Origin of the sequence: Thiomonas bhubaneswarensis, from assembly GCF_001418255.1 — a bacterium.
Classification (GTDB): domain Bacteria; phylum Pseudomonadota; class Gammaproteobacteria; order Burkholderiales; family Burkholderiaceae_C; genus Thiomonas; species Thiomonas bhubaneswarensis.
This window is the reverse complement of record NZ_LIPV01000004.1, coordinates 17,604-35,317: the sequence shown is the minus strand read 5'-3', so window position 1 is coordinate 35,317 and position 17,714 is coordinate 17,604. Positions and strand designations below refer to the sequence as shown.

Sequence of the window (17,714 nt, the reverse complement as noted above, 5' to 3'; positions counted from 1 at the left end):
CGTCTCCTCCGGGTCGCCAAAGCACTGGTTCAGGCGCTTTGCTGCGCGTCGGTGTCGTGGTCGTCACCGCCGCCGAACACCCGCTGTCGCAGCAGCCCGAGTTGGTCGCGCACCCGCGCGGCCTGCTCGAATTCGAGATTGCGCGCATGTTCGATCATGCGCTTTTCCAGGCGCTTGATCTCGCGGGCCACGTCCTGCGCGTTGTCGATCTGCAGTTCCGCGATTTCACGCTCCACGCTGCCCGCGCGCAAGCCCTTGCCCGGGGTCTGCACCACACCGTCGATCAGGTCGCGCACCGATTTGTTCAAAGCCTTGGGCGTGATGCCATGTTCGGCGTTGAAGGCGATCTGCTTGGCGCGGCGGCGCTCGGTTTCGTCGATGGCGCGGCGCATCGAATCGGTGATGCGGTCGGCGTACAGAATCGCCATGCCGTTCACATTGCGCGCCGCGCGGCCTATGGTCTGGATTAGCGAGCGGGTGGAGCGCAGAAAGCCCTCCTTGTCCGCATCCAGAATGGCCACCAGCGAGACCTCGGGGATGTCCAGCCCCTCGCGCAGCAGGTTGATGCCCACCAGCACGTCGAAGGTGCCCAGCCGCAGGTCGCGCAAAATTTCCACGCGCTCCACGGTGTCGATGTCGGAGTGCAGATAGCGCACCTTCACCCCGTTCTCGTCGAGGTAGTCGGTGAGCTGCTCGGCCATGCGCTTGGTCAGGGTGGTGATGAGCACGCGCTCGCCCTTCTCGACACGCAGGCGGATTTCGCCCAGCACGTCGTCCACCTGGCTGGTGGCCGGGCGCACCTCCAGTTGCGGATCGACCAGCCCCGTGGGCCGCACCACCTGCTCCACCACCTGGTCGGCGTGCTGCTCCTCGTAATCAGCGGGGGTCGCCGAGACGAAGATCGCCTGCCGCATCTTGCGCTCGAATTCGGCAAATTTCAGCGGCCGGTTGTCCAGCGCCGAGGGCAGCCGAAAGCCGTACTCCACCAGGGTCTGTTTGCGCGCGCGGTCGCCGTTGTACATGCCGTTGAACTGCCCGATGAGAACATGGCTCTCGTCGAGAAACATGATGGCATCGGGCGGCAGGTAGTCCACCAGCGTGGGCGGCGGTTCGCCCGGCGCGGCGCCCGAGAGATGGCGCGAGTAGTTCTCGATGCCCTTGCAATGGCCGATTTCGGTGAGCATTTCCAGATCGAAGCGGGTGCGCTGTTCCAGCCGCTGCGCCTCGACCAGCTTGCCCATGCCGGTGAGTTCCTTCACCCGCTCACGCAGCTCCTGTTTGATGCTCTCGGCGGCTTCGAGCACTTTCTCGCGCGGCGTGACGTAGTGCGAGCTGGGGTAGATGGTGAAACGCGGGATCTTCTGCCGCACCACGCCCGTGAGCGGGTCGAACAGGCTGAGCGACTCGATCTCGTCGTCGAAAAGCTCGATACGCACGGCCAGCTCGGCGTGCTCGGCCGGAAAGATGTCGATGCGGTCGCCGCGCACGCGGAAGGTGCCGCGGGTGAAGTCCACCTCGTTGCGCTGGTACTGCATGCGCACCAGTTGCGCAATCACGTCGCGCTGGCCCATGCGGTCGCCGGTGCGCACGGTGAGAATCATGGCGTGATAGTCCGCCGGGTTGCCGATGCCGTAAATCGCGCTCACGGTGGCCACGATCACCACGTCGCGCCGCTCCAGCAGACTCTTGGTCGCCGACAGCCGCATCTGCTCGATGTGCTCGTTGATCGCGCTGTCCTTCTCGATGAACAGATCGCGCTGCGGCACATAGGCCTCGGGCTGGTAATAGTCGTAATAGCTGACGAAATACTCCACCGCGTTTTTCGGAAAGAACTCGCGGAATTCGCTGTAGAGCTGCGCCGCCAGCGTCTTGTTGGGCGCAAACACAATGGCCGGGCGCCCCATGCGGGCAATCACATTGGCCATGGTGTAAGTCTTGCCCGAGCCCGTCACGCCCAGCAGGGTCTGGTAGCTCAGCCCGTCGCCCACGCCTTCGGCGAGCTGGGCGATGGCCGTGGGCTGGTCACCCGCCGGCGGATACGGCTGGTACAGACGGAACGGCGAGCCGGGAAAGCTGACGAACTTGTCCGGGTCGAGCGACGGGACGGATTGCGGTGCGGACATGGGCGAAGGGTGGAGTTTGGAAATGCCGTCTGTACGGCGCAACGTCAGAACGGGCACGGGGCGTAAACTCGTGGTTCTCTGCGGCCTTTATTGTCCCGCAAGCCCGGTTTTCCCGTTACCTCACCCACTCCTCCCATGACCCAGTCGCTTTTTTCCCGCGTGGAAATGGCCCCGCGCGATCCCATCCTCGGCCTGAACGAACAATTTGCTGCTGACCCCAATCCCAACAAGGTCAACCTGGGCATCGGCGTCTACACCGACGCCGACGGCAAGCTGCCGCTGCTGGCCTGCGTCAAGGCCGCCGAAGCGCAACTCATGCAGGCACCCAAGCCGCGCGGCTATCTGCCCATCGACGGCATCGCCGCCTACGACAAGGCGGTGCAGGGCCTGGTGTTCGGCGCCAACCACGAGGCCGTGACCTCGGGCCGCATCGCCACGGTGCAAGGCCTGGGCGGCACCGGCGGGCTGAAGGTGGGTGCCGACTTTCTCAAGCGCATCAACCCCGACGCGAGGGTGTTGATCTCCGATCCGAGCTGGGAAAACCACCGCGCCCTGTTCGAAGCCGCGGGCTTCAGCGTCGGCACCTATCCCTACTACGACGCTGCCCAGCAGGGCGTGAACTTCGACGCCATGCTGGCCGCGCTGAACGCCGCTAGCGCGGGCACCATCGTCGTGCTGCACGCCTGCTGCCACAACCCCACCGGCTACGACATCAGCCCGGCGCAGTGGAACCAGGTGATCGCCACCCTCAAGGCGCGCGACCTCGTGCCCTTCCTCGACATGGCTTATCAGGGCTTCGGCGAAGGCATCGCCGAAGACGGCGCCGTCATCCAGCAGTTTCTCGCCGCCGGGCTCGACTTTTTCGTCGCCACCTCCTTCTCCAAGAGCTTCTCGCTCTACGGCGAACGCGTGGGTGCCCTGAGCGTGGTGTGCGCCACCAAGGACGAAGCCGGGCGCGTGCTGTCGCAGATCAAGCGCGTCATCCGCAGCAACTACTCCAACCCGCCCACCCACGGCGCGCAGATCGTCGCCACGGTGCTGTCGTCGCCCGAACTGCGCGCGCAGTGGGAACAGGAACTCGCGGGCATGCGCGAGCGCATCCGCGCCATGCGCAGCACCCTGGTGGAAAAACTCGCCGCCGCCGGCGTGAAGGGCGACCTGTCCTACATCACTCGGCAGAAAGGCATGTTCAGCTACTCAGGGCTGTCCGCCGCCCAAATGGAGCGCCTGCGCACCGAATTCGGGGTGTACGGCGTGTCCACCGGACGGATCTGCGTGGCGGCGATCAATTTGCACAACGTGGACTACGTTGCCAAGTCGATTGCGGCGGTGATGCAGTGATGGGTTGATGGGGGCGGGGGTGCATTCGCGACATTTGCGTCGACATGCTACGAAGATAGACCTGACCCTATTTTCCCTACATATTTTCCCTACAACTCCGGGCGACGCCACCGCGTAGCGCGCATGGCAGCCGGGGCCGATCAGCGCGCCAGCCACGCCGTCGCCAGCCGCACCCAGAAGGTTCCGCCGAGCGGGATCAGGTCGTCGTTGAAGTCGTAGTTCGGGTTGTGCAGGGTGCATGGCCCGGCGCCGTGTCCGGGGTCGCGGTGCCCGCCTTCGCCATTGCCAATGATCAGGTACGCCCCCGGCCGGGCCTGGAGCATGTAGGCGAAGTCCTCGGCCCCCATCGACGGACCGAACTCGTGCACCGCGTCCGCGCCGACCGTCTCGACCATCACCCCCCGGGCGAACTCGGCCTCGGCCGCGTGGTTGATCGTCGGCGGGTAGTTGCGCCGGAACTCGAAGTCGCACTCGACGCCGAATGCCGCGGCCGTGTGCGTGGCGATGTCGCGCATCCGCGTTTCGATCAGGTCGAGCGTCCCGGTTGTGAAGGTGCGCGCCGTGCCCTCGATCTCGGCGAATTCGGGAACGACGTTGCTCGCCTCGCCGGTGTGGATCATGGTCACCGAAATCACCGCCGGATCGAGCGGCGGGCGGTTGCGGGTGACCACGGTCTGGAACGCCTGGACCATCTGGCAGGCCGCCGGCACCGGGTCTAGCCCCAAGTCGGGCATCGCGGCATGCGCGCCCCTGCCCTTGAGCCGGATGCGGAACTCGTTGCTCGACGCCATCACCGGCCCGGCCTTGACCGCGAAATGCCCGGCCGGCAGACCGGGCCAGTTGTGCATGCCGAACACCGCCTGCACCGGAAACTTGTCGAACAGGCCGTCTTTGATCATTTCGCGCGCGCCGCCGCCGCCCTCCTCCGCCGGCTGGAAGATGCACACCACGGTGCCGTCGAAATCGCGCGTGCGCGCCAGGTGCTGCGCCGCGGCCAGCAGCATCGCGGTGTGGCCGTCGTGGCCGCAGGCGTGCATCTTGCCGGAATGCCGGCTGGCGTGGCCGAAGGTGTTGAGTTCGGTCACCGGGAGCGCGTCCATGTCGGCGCGCAGGCCGACCATGCGCCCGCTTTGCCCCCCGTCGCGCCCGCGGATCGCCCCGACCACCCCCGTCCGCCCGAAGCCGCGGTACACATCCACCCCCCACGATCGCAGCCGCTCCGCCACCAGGTCCGACGTGCGCCGCTCCTCGAAGCACAGTTCCGGGTGAGCGTGAAGGTCGCGGCGCAGCGCCTTGAGCGCGGGCGATTCGGTCACGATGGAGTCGATGAGTTGCATGGCGGTCCGTCCCAAAACAAAGGTGAGTGACGTGTCGATGACGTCCTGCTCGATAAGCTCGTCAGCCCGCCGGTTGCTCGCTGGCACGAACCGCCTGCTGACCTCGCGTCAGCGCGCTGACGACCAGCATGACGACGATGTTCAGCGCCAGGGCGACGATGCCCACGTTCAGGTCGGCCACGGCGCTCGGCAGGGCGGGCAGCAGTTTGCCGAGCGACAGGTGCTCGAGGCTGAACAGGGCCACCGTCGCCACACCGGCGACGATGCCGGCGAAGGCGCCCGGCGCCGTCACCCGGTTGCGGCCGGACAGACTCAGCAGCAGTGAGGGAAACAACTGCGTGACGAAGCTGTAGCCCATCAGCAGCAGCGCGACGATGGTGGCGCCGCCATGCAGCGTGAAACCCACGGCCACCAGCGCAACCACCGGCACCAGGCCCTTGGCGGTGCGCGCCACCTGGGCGTCGTTACAGCCCCTGTGCAGCAGGCGGTAGAAGTTGTGCGCCAGCAGCGTGGCGGCGTTCATCATGATGAGCGAGCCTGGCACCAGGGCGGTGAGCACGCCGATGGCTCCGATGATCCCCACCACCGCCGGCGAGAACGTGGCAGTGGCGATGTGGAACAGCGCCAAGTCGATGTCCGGCCCCTTGAGCCCCGGCACCTTGAGCAGCGCAGTAAAGCCGACGAAGTAGACGAACAGCAGTACCAGTTGGTACAGCGGCAGCACCACCGCGTTCTTGCGCAGGGTGCGTTCGCTGCGCGCGGTGTAGATAGCGGCGAAGGAATGCGGCCACATGAAAAATCCCAGGGCACTCAGACCCACGGTGGAAATGAACCACGACACGCTTTGCCCATGCTCGGGCAGCGCAAGGAAAGCCGGTCGGGCCGTGTCGATGTCGCGGAACATGGCCTCGATGCCGCCGAAATAGTGCGTTGGCAGGTAGATGCCGAGAAAGATGACCACGGCGAGAATGCCGATGTCCTTGACCACCGAAGTCCAGGCCGAGCCGCGCACGCCGGACACCATCACATAGATGGTCACGACCACCGCACCGATCCAGATCGCCACGGCGTTGTCGATGGCGCCGTAGCTGGCCGCGTGCACGATGATGCCCAGCCCCTTGAACTGCAGCACCAGATAGGGGATGAGGGCGATGATATCGACCACGGCCACCAACACGCCGAGCGAAGGACTGGCATAGCGCGTGCGGAAGTAGTCGGGCTGACTGATGAGCTTGTGCTCGCGCGCATAGCGCCACACCGGCGGCATGACGTAGTAGGAGAGGGTGTAGGCAAGCGAGCCGTAAGCGATGATGTAGAACGCAGGCCCTCCGAGGCCATAGGCGAAGCCCGAAGCGCCGAGGAAGGTGAAGGTGGTGTAGATCTCGCCGGCCAGCAGCAGGAACACGAACACCGAACCGAAGCCGCGACCCGCCACCGTCCACTGCTCCAGATGCATCGTGTGGCCGTGCCGCGCGCGGATGCCCAGCCACAGCGCGAAGGCCGTCATCAGACCGATCAGGACGAGGGCGATTTTCACGGCCGATCTCCTGCATCACCGTCGCGGCGATTGGCGGGATCGAGCCAGTACACCAGCGCCATGATGGGCGTGGTCAGCAGCAGCCACACCACGATCCAGCCCAGGACGAAGGGCATGCCGAGGATGAAGGGATGCACGGCGTTGTGCAGCAGCGGGCCGATCAAGGTGCCGACCGGAGGAAGCCAGCCCAGATAGCGAATGTTGCGCATCACAGCCTCCAGCAATAGGCGAGGGTGGTTCGTGAGAAACGCCAAAACGGTTCGATTCAGTTTTGCACACAATCAACTCGATATATGTCTGCAAATGTAAATGAGCCGACCTGCATGCAGTGCATTCCTTGTCGTTCAGGTCGCGCTCACGCTCGAGCAGCACGAAACGCGTGCATCGGCCCCCAGCACTGTTTCGGCGTCGACCGCCGCCCGGCTCTTTGCCGCACACGTCCGGTGATATCGCCGTCAGCCCGAAGCCGCGGTACACATCCACCCCCCACGATCGCAGCCGCTCCGCCACCAGGTCCGCCAGGTCCGACGTGGAACCGGAAAACGGGGTCACGGAAAACGGGGTCAGGTCTAGCTTCGTAGCATTTTCCCGTGCGTCAGAAGCGTTTGCCGTTGCCCCACTTCCGGTGTCCTGACCAGCGAATTCCCTCGTGCGCAGATGGCCCAGCCCGGCTAAAATTTGTGCATCGCAACAAGCCCGAAGTCGGAGCCCATCATGGTGTATGACCTGTATGAAACCCAGCGCGCCCTGATGCGCCCGCTGGCCGACTTTGCCGAAGCCGCCGCCAAGTTTTACGCCAACCCCATATGGCCCGCGGTGCCGCACACCGTCACCCAGCGCGTCTCGGCCAGCTACGACCTGATGCACCGGCTGTTGAAGGACTACGAGAAGCCGTCCTTCGACATCGACACGGTCTCCATACAAGGCAAGGCGGTGGCGGTGCAGGAACGGGTGGTGATGGAAAAGCCGTTTTGCCGCCTGTTGCGCTTCAAGCGGTTTTCCGACGACGCTGGCTTGCTCGGCAAGCTCAAGGACGACCCGACCGTGCTGATCGTGGCGCCGCTCTCGGGTCACCATGCCACGCTGCTGCGCGACACCGTGCGCACCATGCTGCAGGACCACAAGGTGTTCATCACCGACTGGAACGATGCCCGCATGGTGCCGATCGAAAAGGGCACCTTCAGCCTGGACGACTATGTGGCGTATGTGCGCGAATTCATCGCCGCCATCGGCCCAGACGTGCATGTGATGTCGGTGTGCCAGCCCACGGTGCCGGTGCTGGGAGCCATTTCGCTGATGGCCAGCGCCGGTGAGATCACGCCGCGCAGCATGATTATGATGGGCGGCCCCATCGACGCGCGCAAGTCGCCCACGGCGGTGAACAACCTGGCGATGAACAAGAGCTACTCCTGGTTCGAGAACAACGTGATCTATCGCGTGCCTGCCAACTATCCAGGAGCGGGGCGGCGGGTGTATCCGGGCTTTCTGCAGCACAGCGGTTTCGTGGCGATGAACCCCGACCGCCACCTTTCGTCGCACTACGACTACTTCCTCGACCTGATCCGCGGCGACAACGACGACGCCGAAGCCCACCGCCGTTTCTACGATGAATACAACGCGGTGCTCGACATGGACGCCGATTACTACCTCGACACCATCAAACTGGTATTTCAGGACTTCGGGCTGGTCAACGGCACCTGGAAGGTCGCGGGCAAGCCTGTGCGCCCGCAAGACATTCACCGCACCGCCCTGCTGACCATCGAGGGCGAACTCGACGACATTTCAGGCGCCGGGCAGACCGAGGCGGCGCACGATCTGTGCACCGGCATCGCCGCGGTCAGCCGCCAGCACTACGTCGCCGAGGGGGCGGGGCACTACGGCATTTTCTCGGGCCGACGCTGGCGCGAGAAGGTTTACCCGGTGGTGCGCGATTTCATCGCTGCGCACCCGCAGGGTGCGGCGGGCGATCCGCCACGCAAGCCTGCGCGCAAGCCCGCGGCCGCCTGACCACCCGTCATGCCCACAGCGAGCGAGGCCCTGGCCGCGCAAATCGACGCCCTGCTGCCGCAGACGCAATGCACCCGCTGCGGCTATCCTGACTGCGCGGCCTATGCCCGGGCCATTGCCGAAGAAGGCACCGAGATCAACCGCTGTCCGCCGGGAGGCGCACAGGGCATCGCCAGCCTCGCTGCCCTGCTGCACCGCCCTGCCCTGCCGCTCGACCCCGCCTGCGGCGGCGAGGGCCCGCGCGAGCTGGCCGTCATCGACCCGGCGCAGTGCATCGGCTGCACGCTGTGCATTCAGGCCTGCCCGGTGGACGCCATCGCAGGGGTGGCCAAGCATATGCATAGCGTGATCGCGCAATGGTGCACCGGGTGCGCGCTGTGCCTGCCGCCCTGCCCGGTAGACTGCATCCGCATGGTGCCGCCAACCGAGCCCGACGAAGCCCGGCGAACCGGCTGGAACGCCTGGAGCCCCGCCCAGGCGGACGAGGCGCGGCAACGCTACGCTCGCCATCTCGAACACCACCCGAGGCAGCCCGCCACGGATGGCCCGGCTGTGCCTAGCGCAACTTCCCCATCCAAAACTGCCGCCGCGCCTTCAGCAGACCGCAAGGCCGCCCTGCTCAAGGCCGCGCTGGAAAAGGCCCGGCAGCGTCAGGCCAGACCCCGCTGACTTTCAGGATCATCCTTGATATGACGACAAAACCCAGTAAAACGCTGCAAACCTTCCCGAATCCCGCCCCGGGGCGCGACTATCACATCCACATGCAGGTTCCTGAATTCACCTGCCTGTGCCCGCTGACCGGCCAACCGGATTTCGCCCGATTCGACATCGACTTCATTCCCGACAAGAAATGCGTCGAACTCAAGAGCCTCAAGCTCTATATGTGGAGTTACCGCGACGAGGGGGCGTTTCACGAAAAGGTGACCAACACCATCCTCGACGATCTGGTCAAAGCCATGTCGCCGCGTTTCCTGCGCGTCACCGCACGCTGGTATGTGCGCGGCGGCATTTACACCAGCGTGGTGGTCGAGCACCGCAAGCGCGGCTGGAAACCAGCGCCGCGCGTCGATCTGACGCAGTTCGACGCCGCCGACCCCACCGCAGCCTGATTCAAGTCATCAACGGCTTGTCGGGCAGGATGCGCAGCAGCGCGTTGAGGCCCGTCACCAGCACCGAGCCATCGGCCAGGGCCTGCACGCCGTAGGGCTGATGCAGGATGCCGGGCAGCGCGCCGACCATGACCTTGTCGCCCTCGCCGGTGCCGGCCAGGGTGCTCACCTGTCCGTCCGGGGCGATGCGGCGTACCCGGTTGTTGCCGGTATCGGCCACGATCAGGCTGCCATCAGGTGCGAACGACAGCGTTTGCGGGTGGAGGAACAGCGCCTGCCGGGCCGGGCCATCGGCGAAACCGCCTTTGCCGGGCGTTCCGGCGAAGGTGCTCACCTTGCCGTCCGGGGTGATGCGGCGGATGACGTTGTTGAAGTACTCGCTGACGAACACATTGCCATGCGCATCCAGCGTCAGCCCGACCGGGGTGTTGAACCGTGCCTGCGCGCCCTGGCCGTCGCGCCAGCCGGTGCTGCCCGGAGAGCCGGCCAAGGTGCTGACCACGCCGCTGGTGCTGATCCGGCGCACCGTGCTGTTGTACGCATCGGCCACATACACCACGCCCTGCGCATTGACCCCGAGGCCGACGGGATGGTTGAAGCGAGCCGCGCCGCCCTTGCCGTCGGCAAAACCTTCCACTTCGAGCTTGCCCGCCCAAGTGCTGACCATGCCGTCACGATGGATGCGGCGCACGGTGTTACTGCCGGAATCGGTGACGAACAGGGTGCCATCAGTCGCCACCGCCACGCATTCGGGTGAATAGAACCGCGCCTTAAGCGCCGGGCCGTTGCGGGCATCGCGCTGCTCCACCTCGCCGGCGACGAGGGTCACCTGGCCGTCGGTGCCCAGTTTGCGTACCACGCTGTTGACGTAGTCGGCGACGAAAAGGTTGCCCTGGGCGTCGAGCGCCATGCCGCGCGGGTCGTGAAACCGGGCCTGCAGAAAGCTGCCCGCGTTGTAGGCACCGGGGCCGATGGCGCCCGCATACACCTCGATAGAGCCCGCGGCCTGCATGGCCGCAAGGGCTGTCGGCCGCAGCCATGGTGTCAGCCCGGAACAGGCCAGCGCCCCGGCGGATTGAAGGAACAGTCGTCGCTGCATGGGTGTCAGGGAATGAATGCCCGCGTTGTTCACACGGATCGAATGCCTCAAGCTTATCCCGGCTCGACCGATCGTGCAGGGACGCCTCAGGCGCGAGCCGAATCAGGTGCCACGGCGGTCGACCAGCGCGCGGGCGATGGTGCCCAGATCGACATACTCCAACTCGGCTCCCGCGGGCACGCCGCGCGCCAGACGGGTGACGCGCAGGCCGCGCGGGCGCAGGGTTTCAGCGATGACGTGCGCGGTGGCCTCGCCCTCGTTGGTGAAGTTGGTCGCGAGAATGACTTCGTCCACCTCGCCGTCGAGCGCCCGGGCCATGAGGCGGTCGAGACCGATTTCTTTTGGCCCCAGACCGTCTAGCGGGCTGATGCGGCCCATGAGCACGAAGTACAGCCCGCGGTAAGTCAGCGTCTGCTCGACAGCGGCCAGATCGGCCGGGGTCTCGACGACGCAGAGCTGGCGGGCGTCGCGGCGCGGATCCGCACAGATGCTGCACACCGTGTCCTCGGTGAGGGTATTGCAGCGCTCGCAGCGCCGCACCGCGCCGAGCGCGGCGTCGAGCGCGCGGGCAATGCGCTGCGCGGCCTCGCGGTCATGTTCGAGCAGGTGGTAAGCCATGCGCGACGCCGACTTGGGGCCGACGCCCGGCAGATGCCTGAGCGCGTCGATCAGGGCGTCGAGTGCCGGGACATGCCCTGGGGCGGCCTCGTGCATCGCGCGCAGCCGGTCAGAACGGCAGCTTCATGCCCGGCGGCAGGGGCATGCCAGCGGTGGCCGCGCCCATCTTCTCCTGGGAGGTGGCTTCGGCCTTGCGAACCGCGTCGTTGAAGGCGGCGGCGACCAGGTCTTCCAGCATGTCGCGGTCTTCGGCGACCAGGCTGGGGTCGATGCTCACGCGCTTGACGCCGAACTTGCAGGTCATCACCACCTTCACCAGACCGGCGCCGGACTGGCCTTCGACCTCGATGTGCGCGAGCTCGTCCTGCACGCGCTTGAGATTGTCCTGCATCATCTGCGCCTGTTTCATCAGGCCGGAGAGTTGTCCTTTGTTGAACATGGGGTGTCCTTCGATCAAAATGGGAATGGCTGCATGGGCAGCGGTCAGACATTGTCCATCAGGCCGATGACGTCCGCCCCGCTGCGGGCATGGGTTTGAGGCTGCCGGGCACGATCTGCGCGCCCAGATCGCGGATGAGTTGCTGCACCAGCGGATCGCCTTGAATCGCGGCTTCGGCATCGGCCTGCGCCTTGGCCCTGGCCCGCGCGTCGCGCTGGGTCGCGCTGTCGGTCACCTCGCCCGTCTCGGTGCGCAGCATGATGTCCTGGCCCAAAGCCTGTCGCACAGCGGTCTGGAGTTTGTCGAGCGACCCGGCGCGGGTGAGTTGCTCGTTGGGCACGCGCAGCAGCCAGTTGAGGCCGTCGAGCGCGACCAGTTCGCTCTGCTGCGCCAGGGCGCGGGGCAGACCCGCAGGCACGTCGAGCCGCTGCACCAGCGCAGGCCAGTCGGTGCCGGGGGCGATCTGCAAGGGTGGCTTGATCGCGGCGCCCTGGGGAGGCGCGGCGGGCTGGGTAGCAGAGGACGGCACGGGCGCGGCCGCCCGAGCGATCTGGGCTTCGGCCAGCGGCACCGCGGGCGGCTTGGTCGACGCGATTAGACCGGTTGTGGCCGCTTCCTGCGCTACGTGTATCGGCGCAGCCGACTCCGACGGAGCACTCAAAATGGCCGCGCTACGCGGCATGGCCTCGGACGCCGTCTGCACAGAAGGCTTGGCTACCGGCGCAGAGGCCTGCGCAACGGGCGCCGCCTTGCCTTGGGACGCAGGTGCAGCGCCGCCTCCATTGGGCAGGGCCAGCCCGCCCGTCGGCACGCTGCCAGCCACGACCGGAGCAAACGCCAGCAGACGCAGCAGCGTCATCGTGAAGCCGGTGCGGTCATCCGGCGCGAGCGACAGTTCGTTGCGGCCGTGCAGCACGGTGGTGTAGGCGAGTTGCACCAACTCCGGGCTGAGCTGCCCCGCCAGCGTCATCAGCATTTCGTGTTGCGGATCTTGTGCATCGGCAGCTTGCGGCACGAGCTGCAGCAGCGCCAGGGTTTGCAGCAGCGTCGCCAGTTCTTCCAGCGCGACACCGAACGACAGGCCGCGCGCTTCCAGCGCGTCGGCCTGCGCGATCATGGCCACGCCGTCCTGAGCAGCCAGGGCCTGCAAAATTTGCAGCAGATCGCTGCGATCGACCGTGCCCAGCATCTGCTGCACGGCGGCCGTCTCGACCCGGCCGGCGCAATACGCCAGGGCCTGGTCGGTGAGCGAGAGCGCATCGCGCATCGAACCGTGCGCGGCGCGGGCGATGAGGCGCAGCGCGGCATCTTCCGCCGGCACGTTCTCGGCCTTGAGCACCTGCTGCAGATGATCGACGATGGCCGCGGGCATCATCTGCTTGAGATTGAACTGCAGGCAGCGCGACAGCACCGTCACCGGCACCTTCTGCGGATCGGTGGTGGCGAGCACGAATTTCACATAGTCGGGCGGCTCCTCCAGCGTCTTCAGCATGGCGTTGAAGGCGTGGTTGGACAGCATGTGCACTTCGTCGATCATGTAGACCTTGAAGCGGCCCGCCGTGGGTTTGTAGACCGCCTGCTCCAGCAGCGTGGTCATGTCTTCGACACCGCGATTGGAGGCGGCGTCGAGTTCGATGTAATCGACGAAGCGCCCAGCGTCGATCTCGGTGCACGCCGGGCAGACCCCGCAAGGCTGGCTGGTCACGCCGCCCTGCCCGTCCGGCCCGGTGCAGTTGAGCGCCTTGGCCAGAATGCGCGACACCGTCGTCTTGCCCACCCCGCGCGTGCCGGTGAACAGATAGGCGTGGTGCAGGCGGTTGTGGTCGAGCGCATGCGTGAGCGCCCGCACCACATGGTCCTGCCCCACGAGGGAAGCAAATGATTTGGGGCGCCACTTGCGCGCCAGCGCGACGGAAGTCATAGGCCCGATTCTATGGAGACTGCCAACCTTCCAGTGCGCTTGCCATCGTCATCGCGCGTACTCAGATGAAAAAGGCCTGCACGACATGGATGTAACGCTATGTATCATATGTTACGTTATAACGTTGACATGATCATGAAGCTCGACATCAGAATCATTCCGAAATTGCTCCTCACGATGCTGGCCTCGTCTGGTACTGCAGCATGGGCTGAAGCCGAAAAAGAACACCAAGCCTTGCAGATCAAGCCCTTCGCCATTCTCGGCGGAGTGGCCTATGACGATACGGTCGGTGGGCGCGGCGCAGGCTACGTCCAGAACGCCAACGGCATCTTCAATGTGCACACCGATACAGGCGGAGGACACAGCCACGGCGGCGATTTCAGTCGCGGCCTGAACCTGCAGACCCTCGAAGCTGGGCTGCATGCCCAGGCACCGGGCTGGGGCGAGGCCGCGCTGCGGCTGTCCAGCGATGGTCACGACTTCGAACTCGAAGAAGCGTGGCTGCGCAGTCGAGAGTTCATGCAGGGCGCGCAGGTGCAAGGCGGTCGGTTTTTCAGCGCCGTCGGCCAGCAGAACGACCTTCATCCTCACGCCTGGGATTTCGTCGATCAGGCGCTGCCCTATCAAATGCTGCTGGCTGGCGGCTTGCGCGGCGATGGCCTGCAAGTGAACTGGCTTGCTCCTCTGGGTGATGGGGCTCGCCTGCGTTTGAGCGCAGAGGCGCTGCGGTCGGACAATGAAGGCGTGGCAGCGCAGACGGGCGACGTACAAGGCTATGTCACCACCAGCGGCAAGACCGTGGACATTCCGATGCGCCGCAGCGCTCACTGGCCGCAGGTGTGGACGGCTTTTGCCAAAGCCGACTGGAATATCGCACCGGCCCAGTTGCTTTCCGTCGGCCTGGCCACCATCGGTGGCCGACAGCATCAGGAACTGCACACCTACCACCCCGGCATCAACGACGCCGACCATGCCTTGCAGGGCTCCACACGCACCGACATCGCGTCTCTGGGCTGGCAGCGCGAAGGCAGCGGCGAACAGGGCGCGGGCGACGTGCACCTGACGGCCGAATACTTCAGACAGCGCAAAGACCTGCTACTGGTTTACCACGACACCAAACCGTGGAATATCGGCATGCCGCGACAGTTACGCATCGACGGTTACGTGCTGCAGGCGCTCTACGGCATAGCGCCGCGGTGGCAGGTCGGGGTGCGCATCGACAGCGTGGGCAATGTGCATGAGGCCTTGCGCAGCGCCTCTCCGGCGAACTGCGCCCCACCCTATCAGGCCATGCGCTGTCCGCGCCAAAACAGCGCTTTTGACGCCCTGCAGCGGGCCAGCCTGGTGGCCACCTGGAACATCGACCGCCACCAACGTCTGCGGGTGCAGATGTCCCGCGCACGCGTGCCGGTAGCCGAAGATGTCAACGGCGATGGCCGCTATGACGCCGTTCGCCGATCCTTCAATCAGGTGTTCCTACAATACCAGCTTAGCTTCGGAGGCCAGCACGCTCACGCGCACTGAACGCTGTACGCCGACCAACATCGGGTGCGGTGGCCGCAGTCACTCGGTTTCGCGGATCGAGGACAGACCTCACAACTTGTCACAGCAGACGGACAGGCCATCTTCCAAAATAGGACGGTTCCAAGGAGACCTACCATGGCTGCCGTCATCACCGAGACATTCAACGACGCCGGGGTGCGCAATGCGCATAGCGAGGCGGCCGCCGCGCCCCAGTCGCGCGCCATCGAAGTAGTTCATGCGCGCGATCTGCCTTACGAGGCCTTCCTGCAGCACTATCTGCGCGCCGGCCGTCCGGTCATCATTCGTGATGCGGTGACCGCCTGGCCCGCGTTGCGCAAATGGACGCCCCAGTACTTCAAGGAGAACTTCGGCGACCGCGAAGTCCAGGTGTCTTACTCCAAGCGCATGCGTCTGGCCGACTTTGTGGACGCGGTCCTTGCATCCAGCGCAGAGCAGCCCGGCCCCTACCACCTTTACCGGCTGTTTTTGCACGAGGAGTTTGCCGACGTGCTGCCCGACCTGATTCCGCAGAATCCGTATGGCTTTCCGCGACGGCATGTCAGCGCTCTCATGCCCGAGGCATGGCGACGGCCCGACGGCTTTCTCAAGCTGCTGATGGGCGGGCCGGGAAGCAAGTTTCCGATCATGCATTACGACGCCGAGCACGCGCATGCCCAGATCACGGAAATTTACGGCGAAAAGGCCTATGTCCTGTTCGCCCCGCACGAAACGCCCAATGTCTATGCATCGCCCGCGCAGCCCAACCTGTCGCTGGTGGACAGGCCCGATCAGCCCGACCTGACGCGGTTTCCGCTGATGGCCAAAGCCACCCCTCACGTCGGCAGCATCGGGCCGGGCGAGATGATCTTCATCCCCGAAGGGTGGTGGCATTCGGCCCGTCCGCTGACAGTGTCCATCTCGGTATGCACGGCCATTCTGGATCAGTCGAACTGGGCAGGTTTCGCGCACGACATCAGCGCCGCAGCCCCGGGCAGTGCATGGCAGCGAACCCTGCTGCGGCAGCGCCTGCGGGCTTCCGGCATGTTCATGCACGCCATGGAGATGTTGCAGCACGCCATGCCCGGCCTGGCGCGCCGACTACGACTCCCCGCGCTGCTCGCGCCGATCTCGGCAGATGGCGTGCCAGAGCCATCGGCCACGCCCCTGGACATCAGGATCCGCACGCCGTAAGGCACGCGGTTTCGCTGAGGCATTGCCTCAAGCCGCCGCAGTCTGCATGGCCGCACTGCGGGCGAACCAGCGCTGCAACCCTGCGAGAAGCAGGCCGTAGAGCGGCAGAATGCCGGCCACTGCCATCATCAGCTTGACCGCGTAGTCGACCATGGCGATCTCGACCCAGTGCGCGGCCATGAACGGGTCGCTGCTTGCGTAGAAGGCGATGGAGAAGAACAACACGCTGTCCACCAGATTGCCCAGCACGCTCGACGCCGAGGGCGCCAGCCACCAGTGGCGGCTCCCTGCCAGCGTGGCCCGCAGACGGGAGAACACGAAAATATCGAGCATCTGCCCCACGGCATAGGCAATGAAGCTGCCCAGCGCGATGCGGAACACGAACAGATTGAAGCCGCCCAGCGCGGCCCAGCCGGCAAAGACGCCATCGTGAAACAGCACCGAAATGACGTAGGAAAGCACCAGTGCCGGCAACATCACCCAGCGCACCACCCGCCTGGCAGGCGCCGCCCCGAGCACACGCGCGGTGAGATCGGTGGCCACATAAACCAGGGGAAAGCTGAACGCCCCCCAGGTGGTGTGCAGGCCGAAGAGGGTGATGGGCAACTGCACCAGGTAGTTGCTGGCAATGATGATGGTGACATGCAGCGCGGCCAGGGCGGCCACGACGAGGCGCTGACGGGCAGCGCTCAAGGCGAGGGTGGACAACATGAGAGACCTTTTTCGTTGAGCGGCGGGTAAGGGAACCGCCGGGCGCCAGAACATGCAAAGCATGGCTGACCCATGGATCGGAGCCTGAATTTTAGCGCGCAGCCTTGGGTGAGCGCCCGTGCGCCCAGCCGCAAAGGGTCAGTAACGCCCGAGCACCGACTGCCCGAAGCCTTGCAGCGGCCCAAGGGGATTGCGCGTGACTTCGACTTCGGAGATGTCGGGCTGTCCGCCCCAGAGCTTGTACACCACGCGATCGTTCACCACGAGCAGCAGCATGTTGAAGCGCCAGCCGGTGGTCGTGGTTTCACGGCGGAAATCAAGAAAGTCGAGCCAGAAATTGCCCACGCGCTTGCGATCGATATGGCGCTGCTCGATCTCAAAGCCACGGCAGGCGGTTTGGGCCTGCATGCAGGCGCGGATGCCTGGATCCAGGGCAAAGTCATTGCCCGAGGGCGGCAGCAGGCGCCGCACGATGTCGGCGTAATTCAGGATGGTGATGTTCGGCGTGACTAGCGGATCGAGACCCTGCTCGCGAAGCTCTGCCGTGGTGGTGACGAACGGCTGGATACGCTCGAACGCCGCATGAGCCTGATTGAAGTTGGCCCAGGGCTTGCTGGTCTGTGCAACACCACGCGGCAGCAGCGAGGCGCAGCCTGAAAGCGCCAAGGCCAGACCCAGGCCCAGAAGCCCGATGAGAAGGCGTCTGACCGTGCAGGGTTCGGAGGAAGGAAAGACGACGTGACTCATGGCGCGAGTG

The 17,714-nt window shown here is 65.5% G+C and carries 16 protein-coding genes; 6 read left to right on the top strand and 10 right to left on the bottom strand.

Annotated elements, in window-relative coordinates; translation table 11 throughout:
• Nucleotides 1-29: 29 nt before the first annotated feature.
• On the bottom strand, nucleotides 30-2,123 hold the full coding sequence (gene uvrB / locus ASC45_RS06250) for an excinuclease ABC subunit UvrB (protein ID WP_055450188.1): 2,094 nt from the start codon (nucleotides 2,121-2,123) through the stop codon (nucleotides 30-32).
• A gap of 135 nt (nucleotides 2,124-2,258) precedes the next feature.
• On the opposite strand from uvrB, the gene ASC45_RS06245 reads away from it, so the two are divergent.
• Entirely contained in the window at nucleotides 2,259-3,464 is a 1,206-nt protein-coding gene (locus ASC45_RS06245; protein WP_055450187.1) for an amino acid aminotransferase, read from the top strand.
• Nucleotides 3,465-3,604: 140 nt separating this feature from the next.
• On the opposite strand, the gene ASC45_RS06240 is transcribed toward ASC45_RS06245, so the two are convergent.
• From ASC45_RS06240 to ASC45_RS06230, 3 genes are all read right to left on the bottom strand, one after another.
• The gene (locus ASC45_RS06240; RefSeq protein ID WP_055450403.1) at nucleotides 3,605-4,801 is read right to left on the bottom strand and encodes a M20 aminoacylase family protein; all 1,197 of its coding nucleotides are present in this window, start codon (nucleotides 4,799-4,801) and stop codon (nucleotides 3,605-3,607) included.
• Between the two features lie 61 nt (nucleotides 4,802-4,862).
• Nucleotides 4,863-6,308 (bottom strand): sodium:solute symporter family protein, encoded by a 1,446-nt coding sequence (locus ASC45_RS06235; RefSeq protein WP_055450402.1) that lies wholly within the window; start codon nucleotides 6,306-6,308, stop codon nucleotides 4,863-4,865.
• Between the two features lie 26 nt (nucleotides 6,309-6,334).
• The gene (locus ASC45_RS06230; RefSeq protein ID WP_055450186.1) at nucleotides 6,335-6,547 is read right to left on the bottom strand and encodes a DUF3311 domain-containing protein; all 213 of its coding nucleotides are present in this window, start codon (nucleotides 6,545-6,547) and stop codon (nucleotides 6,335-6,337) included.
• 505 nt (nucleotides 6,548-7,052) lie between these two features.
• Here ASC45_RS06230 and ASC45_RS06225 point away from each other — a divergent pair.
• Genes ASC45_RS06225 through queF form a run of 3 tightly spaced genes read left to right on the top strand, consistent with a single transcriptional unit; the run spans nucleotide 7,053 to nucleotide 9,454 of the window.
• The gene (locus tag ASC45_RS06225; protein WP_055450185.1) at nucleotides 7,053-8,345 is read left to right on the top strand and encodes a polyhydroxyalkanoate depolymerase; all 1,293 of its coding nucleotides are present in this window, start codon (nucleotides 7,053-7,055) and stop codon (nucleotides 8,343-8,345) included.
• A gap of 9 nt (nucleotides 8,346-8,354) precedes the next feature.
• Nucleotides 8,355-9,014: an RnfABCDGE type electron transport complex subunit B gene (locus tag ASC45_RS06220; protein WP_055450184.1), complete on the top strand. Its 660-nt coding sequence runs from the start codon at nucleotides 8,355-8,357 to the stop codon at nucleotides 9,012-9,014.
• A 20-nt stretch (nucleotides 9,015-9,034) separates the two neighbouring features.
• A complete protein-coding gene (gene queF, locus ASC45_RS06215) occupies nucleotides 9,035-9,454 on the top strand; it encodes a preQ(1) synthase (RefSeq protein WP_055450183.1) in 420 nt (139 codons plus the stop codon).
• A 1-nt stretch (nucleotide 9,455) separates the two neighbouring features.
• Here the strand turns inward: queF and ASC45_RS06210 are convergent, their stop codons facing one another.
• From ASC45_RS06210 to dnaX, 4 genes are all read right to left on the bottom strand, one after another.
• Nucleotides 9,456-10,553 (bottom strand): NHL repeat-containing protein, encoded by a 1,098-nt coding sequence (locus ASC45_RS06210; protein ID WP_055450401.1) that lies wholly within the window; start codon nucleotides 10,551-10,553, stop codon nucleotides 9,456-9,458.
• Between the two features lie 102 nt (nucleotides 10,554-10,655).
• Nucleotides 10,656-11,267 carry a recombination mediator RecR gene (gene recR / locus ASC45_RS06205; RefSeq protein ID WP_055450182.1) on the bottom strand — a complete coding sequence of 204 codons (612 nt, stop codon included), beginning with the start codon at nucleotides 11,265-11,267 and terminating at the stop codon, nucleotides 10,656-10,658.
• Between the two features lie 13 nt (nucleotides 11,268-11,280).
• Nucleotides 11,281-11,610: a YbaB/EbfC family nucleoid-associated protein gene (locus ASC45_RS06200; RefSeq protein ID WP_055450181.1), complete on the bottom strand. Its 330-nt coding sequence runs from the start codon at nucleotides 11,608-11,610 to the stop codon at nucleotides 11,281-11,283.
• Nucleotides 11,611-11,668: 58 nt separating this feature from the next.
• Nucleotides 11,669-13,531 (bottom strand): DNA polymerase III subunit gamma/tau, encoded by a 1,863-nt coding sequence (gene dnaX, locus ASC45_RS06195; protein WP_055450180.1) that lies wholly within the window; start codon nucleotides 13,529-13,531, stop codon nucleotides 11,669-11,671.
• A gap of 135 nt (nucleotides 13,532-13,666) precedes the next feature.
• Between dnaX and ASC45_RS06190 the strand changes: the two genes are divergently transcribed.
• Both ASC45_RS06190 and ASC45_RS06185 read left to right on the top strand, forming a co-directional pair.
• On the top strand, nucleotides 13,667-15,055 hold the full coding sequence (locus tag ASC45_RS06190; RefSeq protein ID WP_055450179.1) for a hypothetical protein: 1,389 nt from the start codon (nucleotides 13,667-13,669) through the stop codon (nucleotides 15,053-15,055).
• Between the two features lie 135 nt (nucleotides 15,056-15,190).
• Complete coding sequence (locus ASC45_RS06185; protein ID WP_055450178.1) at nucleotides 15,191-16,246, top strand: cupin-like domain-containing protein; 1,056 nt, start codon at nucleotides 15,191-15,193, stop codon at nucleotides 16,244-16,246.
• A 27-nt stretch (nucleotides 16,247-16,273) separates the two neighbouring features.
• On the opposite strand, the gene ASC45_RS06180 is transcribed toward ASC45_RS06185, so the two are convergent.
• Together ASC45_RS06180 and ASC45_RS06175 are read right to left on the bottom strand one after the other, a co-directional pair.
• A complete protein-coding gene (locus ASC45_RS06180; protein ID WP_055450177.1) occupies nucleotides 16,274-16,957 on the bottom strand; it encodes a 7-cyano-7-deazaguanine/7-aminomethyl-7-deazaguanine transporter in 684 nt (227 codons plus the stop codon).
• Between the two features lie 138 nt (nucleotides 16,958-17,095).
• Nucleotides 17,096-17,704, bottom strand: coding sequence for a hypothetical protein (locus ASC45_RS06175; RefSeq protein ID WP_055450176.1), 609 nt, complete (start codon nucleotides 17,702-17,704; stop codon nucleotides 17,096-17,098).
• Nucleotides 17,705-17,714 lie beyond the last annotated feature (10 nt).

Bases quoted from the DNA above. Each gene is read 5' to 3' on its own strand.
- uvrB (WP_055450188.1), bottom strand. From the start codon at position 2,123: ATGTCCGCACCGCAATCCGTCCCGTCGCTCGACCCGGACAAGTTCGTC.
- ASC45_RS06245 (WP_055450187.1), top strand. From the start codon at position 2,259: ATGACCCAGTCGCTTTTTTCCCGCGTGGAAATGGCCCCGCGCGATCCC.
- ASC45_RS06240 (WP_055450403.1), bottom strand. From the start codon at position 4,801: ATGCAACTCATCGACTCCATCGTGACCGAATCGCCCGCGCTCAAGGCG.
- ASC45_RS06235 (WP_055450402.1), bottom strand. From the start codon at position 6,308: ATGACGGCCTTCGCGCTGTGGCTGGGCATCCGCGCGCGGCACGGCCAC.
- ASC45_RS06230 (WP_055450186.1), bottom strand. From the start codon at position 6,547: ATGCGCAACATTCGCTATCTGGGCTGGCTTCCTCCGGTCGGCACCTTG.
- ASC45_RS06225 (WP_055450185.1), top strand. From the start codon at position 7,053: ATGGTGTATGACCTGTATGAAACCCAGCGCGCCCTGATGCGCCCGCTG.
- ASC45_RS06220 (WP_055450184.1), top strand. From the start codon at position 8,355: ATGCCCACAGCGAGCGAGGCCCTGGCCGCGCAAATCGACGCCCTGCTG.
- queF (WP_055450183.1), top strand. From the start codon at position 9,035: ATGACGACAAAACCCAGTAAAACGCTGCAAACCTTCCCGAATCCCGCC.
- ASC45_RS06210 (WP_055450401.1), bottom strand. From the start codon at position 10,553: ATGCAGCGACGACTGTTCCTTCAATCCGCCGGGGCGCTGGCCTGTTCC.
- recR (WP_055450182.1), bottom strand. From the start codon at position 11,267: ATGCACGAGGCCGCCCCAGGGCATGTCCCGGCACTCGACGCCCTGATC.
- ASC45_RS06200 (WP_055450181.1), bottom strand. From the start codon at position 11,610: ATGTTCAACAAAGGACAACTCTCCGGCCTGATGAAACAGGCGCAGATG.
- dnaX (WP_055450180.1), bottom strand. From the start codon at position 13,531: ATGACTTCCGTCGCGCTGGCGCGCAAGTGGCGCCCCAAATCATTTGCT.
- ASC45_RS06190 (WP_055450179.1), top strand. From the start codon at position 13,667: ATGAAGCTCGACATCAGAATCATTCCGAAATTGCTCCTCACGATGCTG.
- ASC45_RS06185 (WP_055450178.1), top strand. From the start codon at position 15,191: ATGGCTGCCGTCATCACCGAGACATTCAACGACGCCGGGGTGCGCAAT.
- ASC45_RS06180 (WP_055450177.1), bottom strand. From the start codon at position 16,957: ATGTTGTCCACCCTCGCCTTGAGCGCTGCCCGTCAGCGCCTCGTCGTG.
- ASC45_RS06175 (WP_055450176.1), bottom strand. From the start codon at position 17,704: ATGAGTCACGTCGTCTTTCCTTCCTCCGAACCCTGCACGGTCAGACGC.